Origin of the sequence: Methylomonas fluvii (assembly GCF_014850975.1) — a bacterium.
Lineage (GTDB): Bacteria > Pseudomonadota > Gammaproteobacteria > Methylococcales > Methylomonadaceae > Methylomonas > Methylomonas fluvii.
This window is the reverse complement of record NZ_JACXST010000001.1, coordinates 1661479-1674198: the sequence shown is the minus strand read 5'-3', so window position 1 is coordinate 1674198 and position 12720 is coordinate 1661479. Positions and strand designations below refer to the sequence as shown.

Genomic DNA, 12720 nt, shown 5'->3' with positions numbered 1-12720 from the left:
GATTTATGCAGCCCGGTGAGCACCTGTATGGCCTATATTACCTTCCGATGTTAAGATTCTTGGGGCTGAGAAAAATCAAGCAGCAACACGAGTTAGGTCAATTAAGTTGATTTAGTGACGGAAGGAATGAAATGGCAAAAACCATGAGTTGGCACCGCATCACCCTCTCCCGCCAGGAATATGAATCCGGTGAAATCTACGTACTGTTAGGCGCGTTCCGAGCCGCCTATGTGGCGCGAAACGGCCCCGAGGGCATGGCAATGTTCGGCGGCTGGTCCGACGACGACACCGCCTTCCTGGTTTACACCACGCCCAGATCGGTACGCCACATCGCGCCAATCCTGGATGCCTACTCGGCCAAACAAAGCAAAATACCCGATCCTTCCGGCCTGTCGTTGATATACGGCGACGAGTCGGGTTTCTCTTCCTTCGAGATAGGCTTTGAAGCCTGATGTAGTTTCGGATCTTTGTGAATTGTCTTTAAACCTATCGCAAACCTGATCATCCGGTAGGCCTTCTGGAGTGGCTTGATAGGCAAATTTCCGCCAATACTTGCCGTTGCAGTGCTACTTTAGTTAAGTCAACTTTGTGGTATAAAGCTGGTCATGAAGGATTACGTAACTCATAGGCGAACGGTAAAGCCAAGATATTTTTCGATAGACAACAGAATTTTCCCATCGAATAGCTAAGACTAGCCGTATATTTGCTAGTCTTAAGATATAAGTAACCACTGCAAAACCAGCCATTAACCAGCACCGTTAATGCTTCTTAGAACAATTGAAACCGACGCGCATGAGCCTATTCAAAGCCTTTACATGCCTATTGGCTTGCCTGCTTTTAATGGCGTGTGATCAGCAACTTCCTGAAGATAATGCGCTGCAATATAGCCTAACGCCTCCAAAGTCTGCTCTTCCCATTTATCACTTTGCCGTTCACCCGCTGCACAATCCGCAAAAACTCAGCGAGGCTTATCAGCCACTGATCGATTATCTAAATCACCAATTGATCGACTGCCAATTGGAACTGGAAGCATCGCGCGATTATCAGGCGTACGAGCAGAAATTTCGTGCACGTGGCCCCGAGTTTTTACTACCCAATCCCTGGCATACCCTACAGGCAGAAAAAGTCGGCTACCACGTTATTGCGATGGCGGGCGACGCCGCGGATTTCAAAGGCATCTTTATCGTTCGACAGGACGGTGATATCAAGAAACCAACAGATCTGAAGGGTAAAGTGGTGAGCTACCCTTCACCCACCGCTCTGGCTGCCGCGATCATGCCTCAATATTTTCTACACCTGCAGGGTATCGATATCAACCATGACATTCAGAATATCTACGTCGGTTCGCAGGAATCGACCATCATGAATGTCTATCTGGGTAAATCAGCAGCGGGCGCCACTTGGCCGCCGCCGTGGCGACTGTTTCAACAGAGTCATCCGAACGAAGCCGCTCAGTTAAAGATGATCTGGCAAACACCCTCTCTGATCAATAACTCGGTCATGGTGCGTGACGATATTCCGGAGGACATCCGGGACAAAATAAGAGCCTTGCTGCTGGGATTGCGACAGACAGATGAGGGCAAAGCCATACTGTCAGGCATGGAAATCGCCAATTTTTATGCGGCTGACGACGCCAGCTATGCCCTGGTGCAGAAGTACATCGAACGATTCGAAAAAGAAGTACGCCCCGTGGAAATACGCTAATGCTGAAAAAATTATGGCAGGTTTTCTTCGGCAATCTGCGCAAACAGTTAATTTTGGGCATGACCTTGATTGTCGCTCTAATGATGGTCACGTTCATCTGGGATATGACGCGTCGTCAGGAGATTGCTGAAATGGAGCAAAATGCTCTACAAGCAACGGCGCTTTCCAATAGTTTGGCCACATCGTCTGCGGTATGGGTCCTTTCGCGAGACTACAGTGGTTTGCAGGAAATCGTGCAAAGTACTTCAGCTTATCCCGCTGTGCTTTACGCCATCGTGCTTGACCTTGGTGGCCATATATTGGCGCACAATGATAAAAGTAAAATCGGAATGTACTTGAGTGACTTGCCATCAAGTTCCGCTGCCCCAGAATTGCGGCAAACAGTGGGCACGATAGACGTTTTAAGTCCCATCATTCTCGGTAAAAAACAGGTAGGCTGGGTACGGATTGGACTGGATCGCAGGCCATTCAAAGCCAGATTGACCAAGATAAAACGCAACGGCTTGCTGTACATCCTGGTATCGATCGGCATCAGCGCGCTTTTTGTTACGCTTGCCAGTCGTTTTTTGACGCGGCGGCTCTATGCTATCCAGAAAGTTGCCGATGCCGTGCAGTTTGGAAGGCCTGAGGTGCGCGTCGAGCTGTCGGGTAATGATGAAGCTGCCAAGCTTGCCAGACAGTTCAATGGGATGCTGGACAGTTTAAATCAACGGGAACAGCAACTCCGCTCTTTTTACGAATTAAATCTGGTGGGCTTGACCATTATCTCGCCGGAAAAAGACTGGATTCGCATCAATGATTGTCTATGCCACATGCTGGAATATTCGGAGTCGGAATTGCGCAACATGACTTGGACGCAATTGACACATCCCGATGATTTGGCTGCCGATGACGCGCAGTTCAATCGCATGCTGGCTAACGAAATTGATGGCTACAGCTTGGAAAAACGCTTTATCAGTCGTAGCGGGAAAAACATTCCCGTGCAATTAGTGGTGGGTTGTGTACGTAAACCTGATCGCAGTGTGGATTATGTTACGGCTATGGTGCAGGACATTACTGAGCGTAAACACTTCGAAAGTGAGATTCGTAATCTGGCATTTTACGATCCACTGACAAACCTGCCGAATCGCCGCATGCTCAGTGATCGCCTGAAACAAGCGATCGTGTCGTGTGCACGCAACGGCAAGGTGGCTGCGTTGTTGTTTCTGGATCTCGATAATTTCAAGGCCCTGAACGATACCCTGGGTCATGCTACCGGTGACCTGTTGCTGCAACAGGTTGCCCAGCGTCTTAGTGCGGCTGTACGCGAATGCGACACGGTCGCCCGCCTGGGTGGAGACGAGTTCGTGGTAATGCTGGAAAACTTGAGCGCTTATCCTATGGAGGCGATTAAACATGCCCAGTTGATCGCGAATAAGATCATAACCGCTCTTAATCAGTCTTATCAGCTGGATCAACATACATACAACAACACCCCTAGCATTGGGGTTGTCCTGTTCGACGGCAGTGAGCAACTGAGTCATGACGATCTGCTGAAACAAGCTGATATTGCCATGTACTAGGCCAAAAAAGCGGGGCGCAACAGTATTCGCTGCTTCGATCCGCGCATGCAGGAAAGCATCAATGATCGAGTTGCCTTAGAAGCTGACCTGCAACACGCTATTAACGCCGGTCAATTCATTCTTCATTACCAAAGTCAGCTTGATGATTGCGGAAATATCATAGGCGCAGAAGCCCTGATTCGCTGGCAACGTGAGCAGCGGCATTTACTACTTCCCTCTGAATTCATCGAACTGGCTGAAGAAACCGGACTGATTCTGCCCATCGGTCAATGGGTTATCGATACGGCATGCAGAGTGATCATGAGTTGGCAACACTGTGAAAGGAAGAAACACCTGGTTTTGTCGGTCAACGTCGGCGCCAAACAATTTCAGCAAACCGAATTTGTCAGCGCTGTAAAGGCCGCTGTTCAGAAACATGGTATTGATCCCGAACGGCTGAAACTGGAACTGACCGAAAGCATGTTACTGAGCGATATTGACGAGACCATCACCAAGATGAAGGCATTGCGGGAAATTGGCGTCCGATTCTCTTTGGACGACTTCGGTACTGGCTTCTCTTCCTTGCAATATCTGAAACGTCTGCCACTGGATCAACTAAAGATCGATAAGTCATTTGTCCGCGACATTGCAGAAGACACCAGCGACCGGGCCATTATTCGTACCATCATCGCCATGGCTCAGACACTGAAGCTAGATGTGATTGCCGAAGGCGTCGAGACAGAAATCCAAAGAAAGTTGTTAATCGATTATGGCTGTAATCATCTCCAGGGATATCTATTCGGCAAACCGCAGCCCATCGAACAGTTCGATGCTCAATTGCAGAAAAATTAAAAGCCATTGAAGAAAGTACCTGGCGATGATTCCGGCGTTGTAAAAAGATAATTGAGACCTTCGAAAATTCTAGCCTAAGCAAACCTAATATGATTGCTTCACTTTAGGATAGGCAATAGTTGAAATATAACCGTCGTTCGTTGTAGAAGGAATGGCTGCTAAAAGGAGGGTTGCAGACCTTATAGCCCTTAATAGGCAGAGACTGCAACGGGTCGGTTTTACCCGCTCAATCGTGACTGAGCAAGTTCCGCCAATTTGCACCTGCTGGCGCGCTAACATTTCCAAGCGGATTGCAGCAGTTGATTAAGCGCAACTGCTGCCAATCAAACATCTGCGGTTCAACAGGGTCTTGTTTGTTACAAACACAACAGATACCTACAGAATTTTTCACTGCTTAATCAATAACTTATAAATTGGCGTGAAATATGAATCAAGCAAGGCATGCACAAATCAACGCTATGTCCAGTTGCTCATCAATATCACGGCGCTTATGTCTGAAATCATCCCGTTTCCCGTTCCCAACCAACAACAAAAGTCGGATCTTGATGCCGTTATCGATGCAGCGCTAATGGCTATCCCGAGGCAAGACAGGGAAAAGCTCAGATTTGAGTTGATCAAAACGATAGACAGCTACGATGCCTTTTTTTCTGAATGGTCTTTGAGTCTGCCCGAGGATAGTAACGAAACTCTCAGAAAACAAATTTACGATATTGCACACCAGGAACATGACCGAAAAATACAAATGCTCAAGGACATTATGCGGCTGAAGATTAAAGAGCTGGTTGCAGAATACCGGCAACGAAAGTAACGCGGTTTGTACCGAGCTCGTGAAAACCCAAGGCTGGTGAGCCCTTCGTAAGGCTCAGGTCGAACGGTATTTAAGGGCCGGGTTAATAATTAAGGCACGGATTAACAACGCCAAAGACCATCGATTTTAAGACTTTGCCTATATCGTTCTTTGGCCCAAATATTCATTACGGAGTGTCATATGAATCAACTTGCTGATGTAAATAGCGTGGCGGAACTTGAAGTCGATGCGAATAAGCTGATCGTGGCTTTTGCAAGTTCCGATGGGGAGATGGTCAACCAGCATTTCGGTTCGTCTTTGGGGTTTCATGTTTATGCAATTGACGAAACGACTGCCACACCTTTGGCCGCCAAGTCGTTTGGTAAGGAACAACGCGACGGGAATGAAGAGAAATTAAAACCTAAGCTGGCCTGGTTAACCGGCTGCGATATGGTTTATTGCGGCTCCGTCGGCGGCACGGCGACCAATGAGTTGATCAAATTGGGCGCACATCCCGTTATCGTTAAAGGTGGCCCCGACATAGAAGAAATCATTGCCGAGTTACAACAAGACATTTCCGGGGCCATGTCACCCCTGCTGGAACGTATTTTTAAACAAAAATCCGGTAAAGATCAGAGCCGTTTTGCAGAGATGGCTGAAGAAGAATGGGCTGAATAATCTGCCTGACAATTTTGCCTCAATACCATCCAACCCTATTAACCCGGCCCTTAAATTTCCGGGTAGCGTCATGCCCGCGGAAGCGGGCGATATTTGAGGGCCAGGCGAAAATCATCGCACTTTTTGTGCCTGCGACCGGCGTTTGCGCCCGTACCGCCAGCGCTCAACTACCTTTTTCTAAACTCAGGATCTTCGGTCTTAACCTGGCGAAATTCAATCGCCAGCTTATAAGCCCCTAGGCGATGCCGTTTGTGATGGATTTATGACCCATTTTTAGAATGCCGTTTCAACTATACTATGGTGTGATTTATTGCTTCTCGCACAAGGATGAAATTTAAAAATTTTTTATCGTTAAAGTCCCTAATCATTCTGGGCTTTGTCATTGCGGTGATTCCGCTGTTTCTGGCCGTGATGTACGCCGCTTTCGGCATGCGCGAGACCTCGGCGCTGGGCCGCACCGTCAACACGCATGTTTTCGAACAAACCAAAACCATCCGCCTGGTTTTACAAAAAGCCTCCGATATAGAACGCAAGGCCAAACTGTTTGTGTTGCTGTCCGACCCGACGCTGCGCCAACCCTACGAACGGCAATCCTACGAAACGGTGCGGGCCTCGTTTAAACAGGCTTTGGGTGATTTGCTGAAACTGCATGTCGATAACAAAATCGCACTGCTGGTCAATGAATTATCCGAAAAAGAAAACCTGATTTACCAGCAAATCATCGGTTCGGATGACGAGAATAATCTGGAATTACCGATAGACGAGGCTTTTCAGGGCTTGCGCGAATCCGCCGCCACCCTATCCCGTGAGTTTGAAAACCACGTCGATCACGAATTCAACGAACTGCACCAATTGTCGGAATCGCTGGAGCATGGCCTGTTGGTCAAAGGCGCAGTATTACTGGCGATTTCGTTCGGTGTGATTGCCGTTCTGTTGATCGTATTGTCGCGTTCGATGCGGCAACTTGATCTATCGATACGCCGCTTGGGCGCGGGCGAGCTAGCCGAACCGATTCTGGTGAACGGCCCGTCGGATTTACGTTATCTGGGCAACCGTTTGGAGTGGCTGCGCACTCACTTACTGGAACTGGAAGTGTCCAAGCAACAATTTATGCAAAACGTCGCCCGCGAGATAGAACTGCCGTTGGCAAGCCTACGCCAGAATGCCGAATTGCTGGCCGGCGAAGCCGACTACGACCCCAACAGCAAGCGGCAAGCCACTGCTTTGCATTTATGCGCCAATATCGAAAAGTTAAGCGCTGTATCCGAGGAATTGCTGCGCTACAGCCGGATCAATTCCCTGCCCGACATCAAACGCAAGGAAAGCGTAAACATCAAAGATTTGCTGCAAACCGTGGTTGAAGAATTCCAGCCCGTTTTAAGCAGCAAAGCCATCGCTATCCGCATGCTGGCAAGGCCGGTGGAAATTGCCGGCATTCCCGAGCAATTGCGGGCGATCATCGAACAATTGCTGACCAATGCCGTGAAGTTTTCGCCGGAAGGCGGCGAAATTCGCATCATATTGCGTGACGCCGGCACGCTGATGGAGCTGGAAGTGGAAGACGAAGGCCCCGGTATCGCCGCCGACGAGCGCGATCATATCTTCGAGCCGTTTTATCGCGGCAAGGCCGGCGATACCGGAGACAGCGACGGCCCCGGCCTAGGCTTGGCCATCGTCAAGGAATACGTCGCCAATCATCAAGGCAAAGTGGAAGTCATCGATGCCCGTCAAGACCAACAAGGAGCCCGCATCCGGGTTCAAATTCCGTTAACCGTGGAGAATTAAGCAACATGCAGGCACTATTCATGCGCGTATTGGCACTGATCGCATCATTGTTGGCAATCAGCGGCTGCGCCGAGATGGATTCCAGCGTCAAGGAACATTTTCCAACCGTTTACAGCGCGCCGGTGGTGCATTCGGACATAGACGAGTTGCTGGATTTTGGCAACAATCTGGCCAACATGACCACGGCGAGCCGCACTGAGACGTGCCGGTCTTTAGTGAAACGCCAAAAAGACGAACCCGAGATTGGCGTGTTATTGCATTTGATGGTAGGCCGCCTGTTATCAGATGCCTGTGGCGACATTCCCAAAATTCTGGATGAAATTGCCGGCATTCCGCCCTCGGGCTTGAGCGACGAACGGATGCGCCACCTGGTTGCCATTCACACCGAAGCATTAAAACGCATTAATAGCGCATCAAGAAAACTCGGCTCATTGGAACGCAAACACAAAACCGTGCAAAACGTGCTGGAAACGAAAGACGCCGCCGGTTCCAAGAAAGAAGAATCAAGACTGCTGCGCGAAAAACTGGAAGCCATTCGGTCGATGGAAAAGCAACTGGACGAGACTAGCGAAGGCAAATAAGGCCCATGTTTCGCTTTCGCTTGGCGATAGTCATTGTTGTTTCGTTCTGCTTTGTGTTGAGTTTGGGCATTGCCTTGTATTGGGGCGCCGACGAAGTGGCTCGCTATTTTCAGCACAGCCAAACCGCCTACGAAACCTTCGACGATTACGAACAGTTGTCGCAGGAAGCTTATCGCCATTTCAAGCAACGCATGGACCGGCTGATCACAGCCAACCCCAATTCGGAAACCGGCGTGGAATCCTCCAAGCGCCGTCTTTACGAGGCCATGCAAACGCTGCGCGACACGGCCGTCAAAGCACCGGGCACTGACAGCGCCAGCGCAGAATGGACCAATAAACCCGCGGAATTGGAGAAGGTTGCTCATCTCACCGCTTTCCTGGAAGCCAGCGAATACCGCTTCGAAGAAGTCGAGCGGCTGCGCTTGCAAGGCAAGCTGACCACCGCCGTGCAGGCTTTGGCTAAATTCACCGAGGAAGAGATAGACGGTAAATTCCAACCCCTAATCGACGCTGCCATCAACGCCGAACGGGAAAAGGCCCAAAAAGCCAAGCGGGAGTTGGAGATTTTGGTGGAAAAGTCGCGCTGGACCGCGATCCTGGCCTCGTTAACCGCGGCGTTATTCAGTCTGGTAGCCGGTATTATGTTGCTCCGCGCGTTTAAAAAACCTATCGAAGCGCTAATGAAAGGCACGGACGAAATCGCCTCCGGCAACCTGGATTACCGCATCGCTTTGGACAGCCGCGACGAATTTGCGTATTTGGCCAGCCACTTCAATCAAATGGCCAAAGAACTGGAAGTTCAACAAGATAAACTACGCGAAGGCCGTGCTGTGTTGGAAGAGCGAGTAACCGAGCGGACCTTTGAACTTAATCTGTTGAACGAGGAATTAAAGCGCATGGATAATGCCCGCCGTGAGTTTTTGGCGGACATCAGCCACGAACTGCGCACGCCGATCACGGTGATTCGCGGCGAGGCGGAAGTGACGCTACGGGGCCAGGACCGCGACGCCGAAGAATACAAAGACGCGTTGCAGCGCATCGTCGAGTTGTCGATGCAGTTGGGTAAATACGTGAACGACTTATTATTCCTGGCTCGCGCCGACACGGCCAATCTGCAATTCGAATGGAATAAAGTGGATTTGGCGGATTTGGTAGCCAGCAGCGTCGAGGATTTTCAGGTGATGGCGCAAGAATATTCGATTTCTGTCAGCCTGGACGCGCCCTCCGGGCCATTACTGGTCCGCGGCGACAAGCAGCGGCTACGGCAAGTGCTGTTCATTCTGGGCGAAAATGCCTGCCGCTATTCCAAACCGCTCGGGCATATCGCCGTGGCTTTATGGCGCGACGGCAAACAGGCCTGTTTCAGCCTGACCGATCAGGGCATCGGCATACCAGCGGAAGATCTGGAACGGATTTTCGAACGCCACTTCCGCAGCAGCAACGCCCAGCATTCCCGAGACGATGGCTCCGGCCTGGGTTTGCCGATGGCCAAATCCATCCTGCAAGCTCACGGCGGGCAAATAGCGGTGCGTAGTGTGGAAAACGCCGGATCGACATTTACGGTTACACTACCCCTGCTTACGGTAGCATAAGACGGATTTTCATATGAATGAGAAATACATGACAACCAATACTCTGACGGGAATAGGCTATATGCGGGTGCTGATGGTTGAAGACGACGAGCGCATCATCGATTTTGTGCAACGCGGCTTAAAAGCCGAGGGCTATGCCGTGGAGGTGGCCCGCAGTGGGCAAGAGGCCATTGCCTTGGGTACCGAGGGCAGTTTTCAGGTAATCATTCTGGACTTGGGCCTGCCGGACATGAACGGCCGGCAGATTTGCGAACGCTTGCGCAGCAACGGCATCGACACCCCGATTTTGATGCTAACCGCGCGCGATACCGTGCAAGACAAAGTAGCCGGCCTGCGCTCCGGCGCCGACGACTACATGACCAAGCCGTTCGCGTTTGAAGAATTGCTGGCCCGTATCGAGGTGTTGCTCAGGCGGCGCGGCGGCGAAGTGAAGCAGGACGACAAGGAATTGCGTATCGAAGACTTGGTACTCAACGGTGAAACCCACGAGGTACGGCGCGGCGATAACGTCATCGAGTTAACCCCCAAGGAGTTTGCTCTGTTGGAATGCTTTATGCGTATGCCGGGTAAAGTATTGAGCCGCACGCGAATTCTGGAACAAGTCTGGGGCTATAGCGCCGATCCACTGACCAATGTGGTGGATGTTTATATTCGCCAGCTACGGCGGAAGATCGACGACGATTACGAGCTGAAATTGTTGAAAACCGTGCGCGGCTTTGGTTACAAAATGGATGCGTCTTGAGTTAACAACAGCCTAGCCGGCCACCGCCCACAAACCTTGGCAAGCTAAGTCACTGAACTAACCAGCGCCAACCCGGACCCACGCGCCTCCTATGCAACTCACCCTGCTCGACCCGGATCATCCGCACCAAGCCTTTCCGCCACTGCATAAGGCATTGAAACAACCCAACGGCTTGTTGGCTTTTGGCGGTTGCCTGTCGCCGCAGCGCATCGTCAACGCCTACCGGCACGGGGTATTCCCTTGGTTCAATCCCGGCGAACCGATTCTGTGGTGGTCGCCCGATCCGCGTTTGGTCTTGTTTCCGGAACATCTGAATATCTCTCGCAGCCTGGCGAAAACCCTACGCAAACAACTGTTTGAGATTCGTTACGACAGCGCCTTTCGCCAGGTGATCGATGCGTGCGCGGCGCCGCGTAGCGAAGACGGCGGCACCTGGATTACCGACGACATCCGCCAAGCCTATGCCACCCTACACCACCTGGGTATCGCCCACAGCTGCGAAGCCTGGCTGGACGGCCAACTGGTCGGCGGCCTATACGGCATTGCCATAGGCCAAGTATTTTTCGGCGAATCGATGTTCCATCGTAAAACCGACGCCTCCAAAGTGGTGTTTGTGCATCTGGTAGAGCAACTCACGGCTTGGGGCTATCAACTCATCGATTGTCAGGTCAGCAGCGAACATCTACTTAGCCTTGGCGCGGCTGAAATTCCGCGCCGCCGCTTTGTAGACCTGCTGGACCGGCTCTGCGATCAATTGCCGACTCCCGACGCTTGGCAAACATGAACGCTGTGCCGATTTGGCTGGACAGCGGCCATGCCTGCAGCTATCTGGACGACCGCATCGCGCGTTCCGGCTTCGTACATCCGTCGGTGACTATCGACACCACGCTGTACTCGCAACTGATCGCCCAGGGCTTTCGGCGTAGCGGCGATTACGTTTACAAACCCTACTGCGAAGCTTGCCAGGCTTGCGTGCCGACGCGGCTGCCGGTGTCGTTATTCCAACCCGACCGTAAACAAAAGCGCTGCATCAAGCGCAATGCGCAAACCCGGGTAGTCGTCAAAGACGCCAATTACGACCCGCGGCATTTCCTGCTTTATCAGCGTTATCTAAGCGCCCGTCACGACAAACCTGGTGAAGACACCGAAACCACGCCCGATGACTACATCAAATTCCTCGGTAGCCGTTGGTGCGACACGCTGTTTGTGGAGTTTTTGATTGGCGGCCAATTGGCGGCCGTAGCGGTGGTCGACGTGGTAGCCGACGGTTTGTCGGCGGTGTATACCTTTTTTGACCCGGATTTTGCCGACTACAGCCCCGGCGTTTACGCCGTGTGTTGGCAAATCGAAACCGCCAAACAATTGGGCCTGGAATATGTTTATCTGGGCTACTGGATCAAAGACTGTCGTAAAATGCGCTACAAAATCGATTATCAACCGCTGACCGGCCTGCTGGACGGCCAGTGGCAAGCTATTTCAAAACAAACATTCAACGAGGACTAAGCCGTGCCAAAAGCCAACGAACTGAAAAAGGGAACCGCCATCGAAATCAACGGCGAACCGTATGTGGTCAAAAGCATCGATGTGCGCAACCCCACTTCGCGCGGCGCCACCACGCTTTACAAAGTCCGCTTCACCCACATGAAAACCCGGCAGAAGCTGGACGAAACCTACAAAAGCGACGAGATGCTGAAAGCTGCCGATTGCTCGCGGTGCAATGTGCAATATTCCTACCAGGACGGCGATACTTATTATTTTATGAACGCCGAAACCTACGAACAATACAGCTTGTCGGCGGAAGATTTGGAAGGCCAAACCGAGTATTTATCGGACGGTCTGGAAGGCATCATCATGCTGCTGATGGACGACGCCGCGCTAGGCATCCAACTGCCCACCACCATTACGCTGCAAATCGTCGAAACCCCACCGTCCATGAAAGGCTCCAGCGCCACCAAACGCACCAAAACCGCGAAACTCAGCACCGGCCTGGAAGTGCAAGTCCCCGAATATATAGAATCCGGCGAGATGATTAAGGTTAATACCGATACAGGCGAGTTTTCATCGCGGGCGTAACGCCGCCCTCTCCGCCAGCCGCCGACCGAATAAGCCGTCGGCGGCAAAGGCTGCAATTAAAAGCCCCGCCCCTTATCAAGCGATTTTTCATTCTTTATGGCACACACCGCAATCCCTTTGGCAGCATTGCTGAAAGAATTCTGAGTGCACCAGCTCTATTGGAATATTTCGCGCGCATTCAGTGCTGACTGAGCGAGTTCGGCCAAGACCTGTCTCTGATAAAGCAATTTCAATGACATCAAACTGTTCGTTTGCCGCCAGATAATTGTCCGCAATCGAAGCATGCATAAGCGATAGTGTCATGCCTCGAGAGGCTTACCCTAGGCGCGTGGCGCTCCGCTTACCGCCCTGCGCTCAAAGCATTTATGGTGGTGCATTGGGCCTT

The 12720-nt window shown here is 51.4% G+C and carries 13 protein-coding genes; all 13 read left to right on the top strand.

Going from position 1 to position 12720, the window contains the following annotated elements; genetic code table 11:
• Positions 1–143 precede the first annotated feature (143 nt).
• The 13 genes from EBB_RS07980 to efpL all read left to right on the top strand — a co-directional run bounded on the left by EBB_RS07980 (position 144) and on the right by efpL (position 12335).
• Positions 144–452, top strand: coding sequence for a hypothetical protein (locus EBB_RS07980; protein ID WP_192393594.1), 309 nt, complete (start codon positions 144–146; stop codon positions 450–452).
• Between the two features lie 340 nt (positions 453–792).
• Positions 793–1704, top strand: coding sequence for a phosphate/phosphite/phosphonate ABC transporter substrate-binding protein (locus EBB_RS07975; protein WP_192393215.1), 912 nt, complete (start codon positions 793–795; stop codon positions 1702–1704).
• Between the two features lie 59 nt (positions 1705–1763).
• Positions 1764–3266: a diguanylate cyclase domain-containing protein gene (locus EBB_RS25830; protein WP_225587272.1), complete on the top strand. Its 1503-nt coding sequence runs from the start codon at positions 1764–1766 to the stop codon at positions 3264–3266.
• Between the two features lie 45 nt (positions 3267–3311).
• The gene (locus EBB_RS25825; protein WP_223146812.1) at positions 3312–4097 is read left to right on the top strand and encodes a putative bifunctional diguanylate cyclase/phosphodiesterase; all 786 of its coding nucleotides are present in this window, start codon (positions 3312–3314) and stop codon (positions 4095–4097) included.
• Positions 4098–4515: 418 nt separating this feature from the next.
• On the top strand, positions 4516–4905 hold the full coding sequence (locus tag EBB_RS07965; RefSeq protein WP_371741541.1) for a hypothetical protein: 390 nt from the start codon (positions 4516–4518) through the stop codon (positions 4903–4905).
• A gap of 180 nt (positions 4906–5085) precedes the next feature.
• Complete coding sequence (locus tag EBB_RS07960) at positions 5086–5562, top strand: NifB/NifX family molybdenum-iron cluster-binding protein (RefSeq protein WP_192393214.1); 477 nt, start codon at positions 5086–5088, stop codon at positions 5560–5562.
• 327 nt (positions 5563–5889) lie between these two features.
• A complete protein-coding gene (locus EBB_RS07955) occupies positions 5890–7347 on the top strand; it encodes a sensor histidine kinase (RefSeq protein ID WP_192393213.1) in 1458 nt (485 codons plus the stop codon).
• A 5-nt stretch (positions 7348–7352) separates the two neighbouring features.
• Positions 7353–7928: a hypothetical protein gene (locus tag EBB_RS07950; RefSeq protein ID WP_192393212.1), complete on the top strand. Its 576-nt coding sequence runs from the start codon at positions 7353–7355 to the stop codon at positions 7926–7928.
• Between the two features lie 5 nt (positions 7929–7933).
• A complete protein-coding gene (locus tag EBB_RS07945) occupies positions 7934–9520 on the top strand; it encodes a sensor histidine kinase (RefSeq protein WP_192393211.1) in 1587 nt (528 codons plus the stop codon).
• A 28-nt stretch (positions 9521–9548) separates the two neighbouring features.
• The gene (locus EBB_RS07940; protein ID WP_225587271.1) at positions 9549–10262 is read left to right on the top strand and encodes a response regulator transcription factor; all 714 of its coding nucleotides are present in this window, start codon (positions 9549–9551) and stop codon (positions 10260–10262) included.
• 91 nt (positions 10263–10353) lie between these two features.
• Positions 10354–11046 carry a leucyl/phenylalanyl-tRNA--protein transferase gene (aat, locus tag EBB_RS07935; RefSeq protein WP_192393210.1) on the top strand — a complete coding sequence of 231 codons (693 nt, stop codon included), beginning with the start codon at positions 10354–10356 and terminating at the stop codon, positions 11044–11046.
• The gene (locus EBB_RS07930) at positions 11043–11765 is read left to right on the top strand and encodes an arginyltransferase (RefSeq protein ID WP_192393209.1); all 723 of its coding nucleotides are present in this window, start codon (positions 11043–11045) and stop codon (positions 11763–11765) included. The genes aat and EBB_RS07930 overlap by 4 nt, the downstream gene beginning before the upstream one ends.
• 3 nt (positions 11766–11768) lie before the next feature.
• Positions 11769–12335 carry an elongation factor P-like protein EfpL gene (efpL, locus tag EBB_RS07925; protein ID WP_192376202.1) on the top strand — a complete coding sequence of 189 codons (567 nt, stop codon included), beginning with the start codon at positions 11769–11771 and terminating at the stop codon, positions 12333–12335.
• Positions 12336–12720: the final 385 nt, after the last annotated feature.

Bases quoted from the DNA above. Each gene is read 5' to 3' on its own strand.
- EBB_RS07980 (WP_192393594.1), top strand. From the start codon at position 144: ATGAGTTGGCACCGCATCACCCTCTCCCGCCAGGAATATGAATCCGGT.
- EBB_RS07960 (WP_192393214.1), top strand. From the start codon at position 5,086: ATGAATCAACTTGCTGATGTAAATAGCGTGGCGGAACTTGAAGTCGAT.
- aat (WP_192393210.1), top strand. From the start codon at position 10,354: ATGCAACTCACCCTGCTCGACCCGGATCATCCGCACCAAGCCTTTCCG.
- EBB_RS07945 (WP_192393211.1), top strand. From the start codon at position 7,934: ATGTTTCGCTTTCGCTTGGCGATAGTCATTGTTGTTTCGTTCTGCTTT.
- EBB_RS07930 (WP_192393209.1), top strand. From the start codon at position 11,043: ATGAACGCTGTGCCGATTTGGCTGGACAGCGGCCATGCCTGCAGCTAT.
- EBB_RS07955 (WP_192393213.1), top strand. From the start codon at position 5,890: ATGAAATTTAAAAATTTTTTATCGTTAAAGTCCCTAATCATTCTGGGC.
- EBB_RS07940 (WP_225587271.1), top strand. From the start codon at position 9,549: ATGACAACCAATACTCTGACGGGAATAGGCTATATGCGGGTGCTGATG.
- EBB_RS25830 (WP_225587272.1), top strand. From the start codon at position 1,764: ATGACCTTGATTGTCGCTCTAATGATGGTCACGTTCATCTGGGATATG.
- EBB_RS07950 (WP_192393212.1), top strand. From the start codon at position 7,353: ATGCAGGCACTATTCATGCGCGTATTGGCACTGATCGCATCATTGTTG.
- EBB_RS07975 (WP_192393215.1), top strand. From the start codon at position 793: ATGAGCCTATTCAAAGCCTTTACATGCCTATTGGCTTGCCTGCTTTTA.
- EBB_RS25825 (WP_223146812.1), top strand. From the start codon at position 3,312: ATGCAGGAAAGCATCAATGATCGAGTTGCCTTAGAAGCTGACCTGCAA.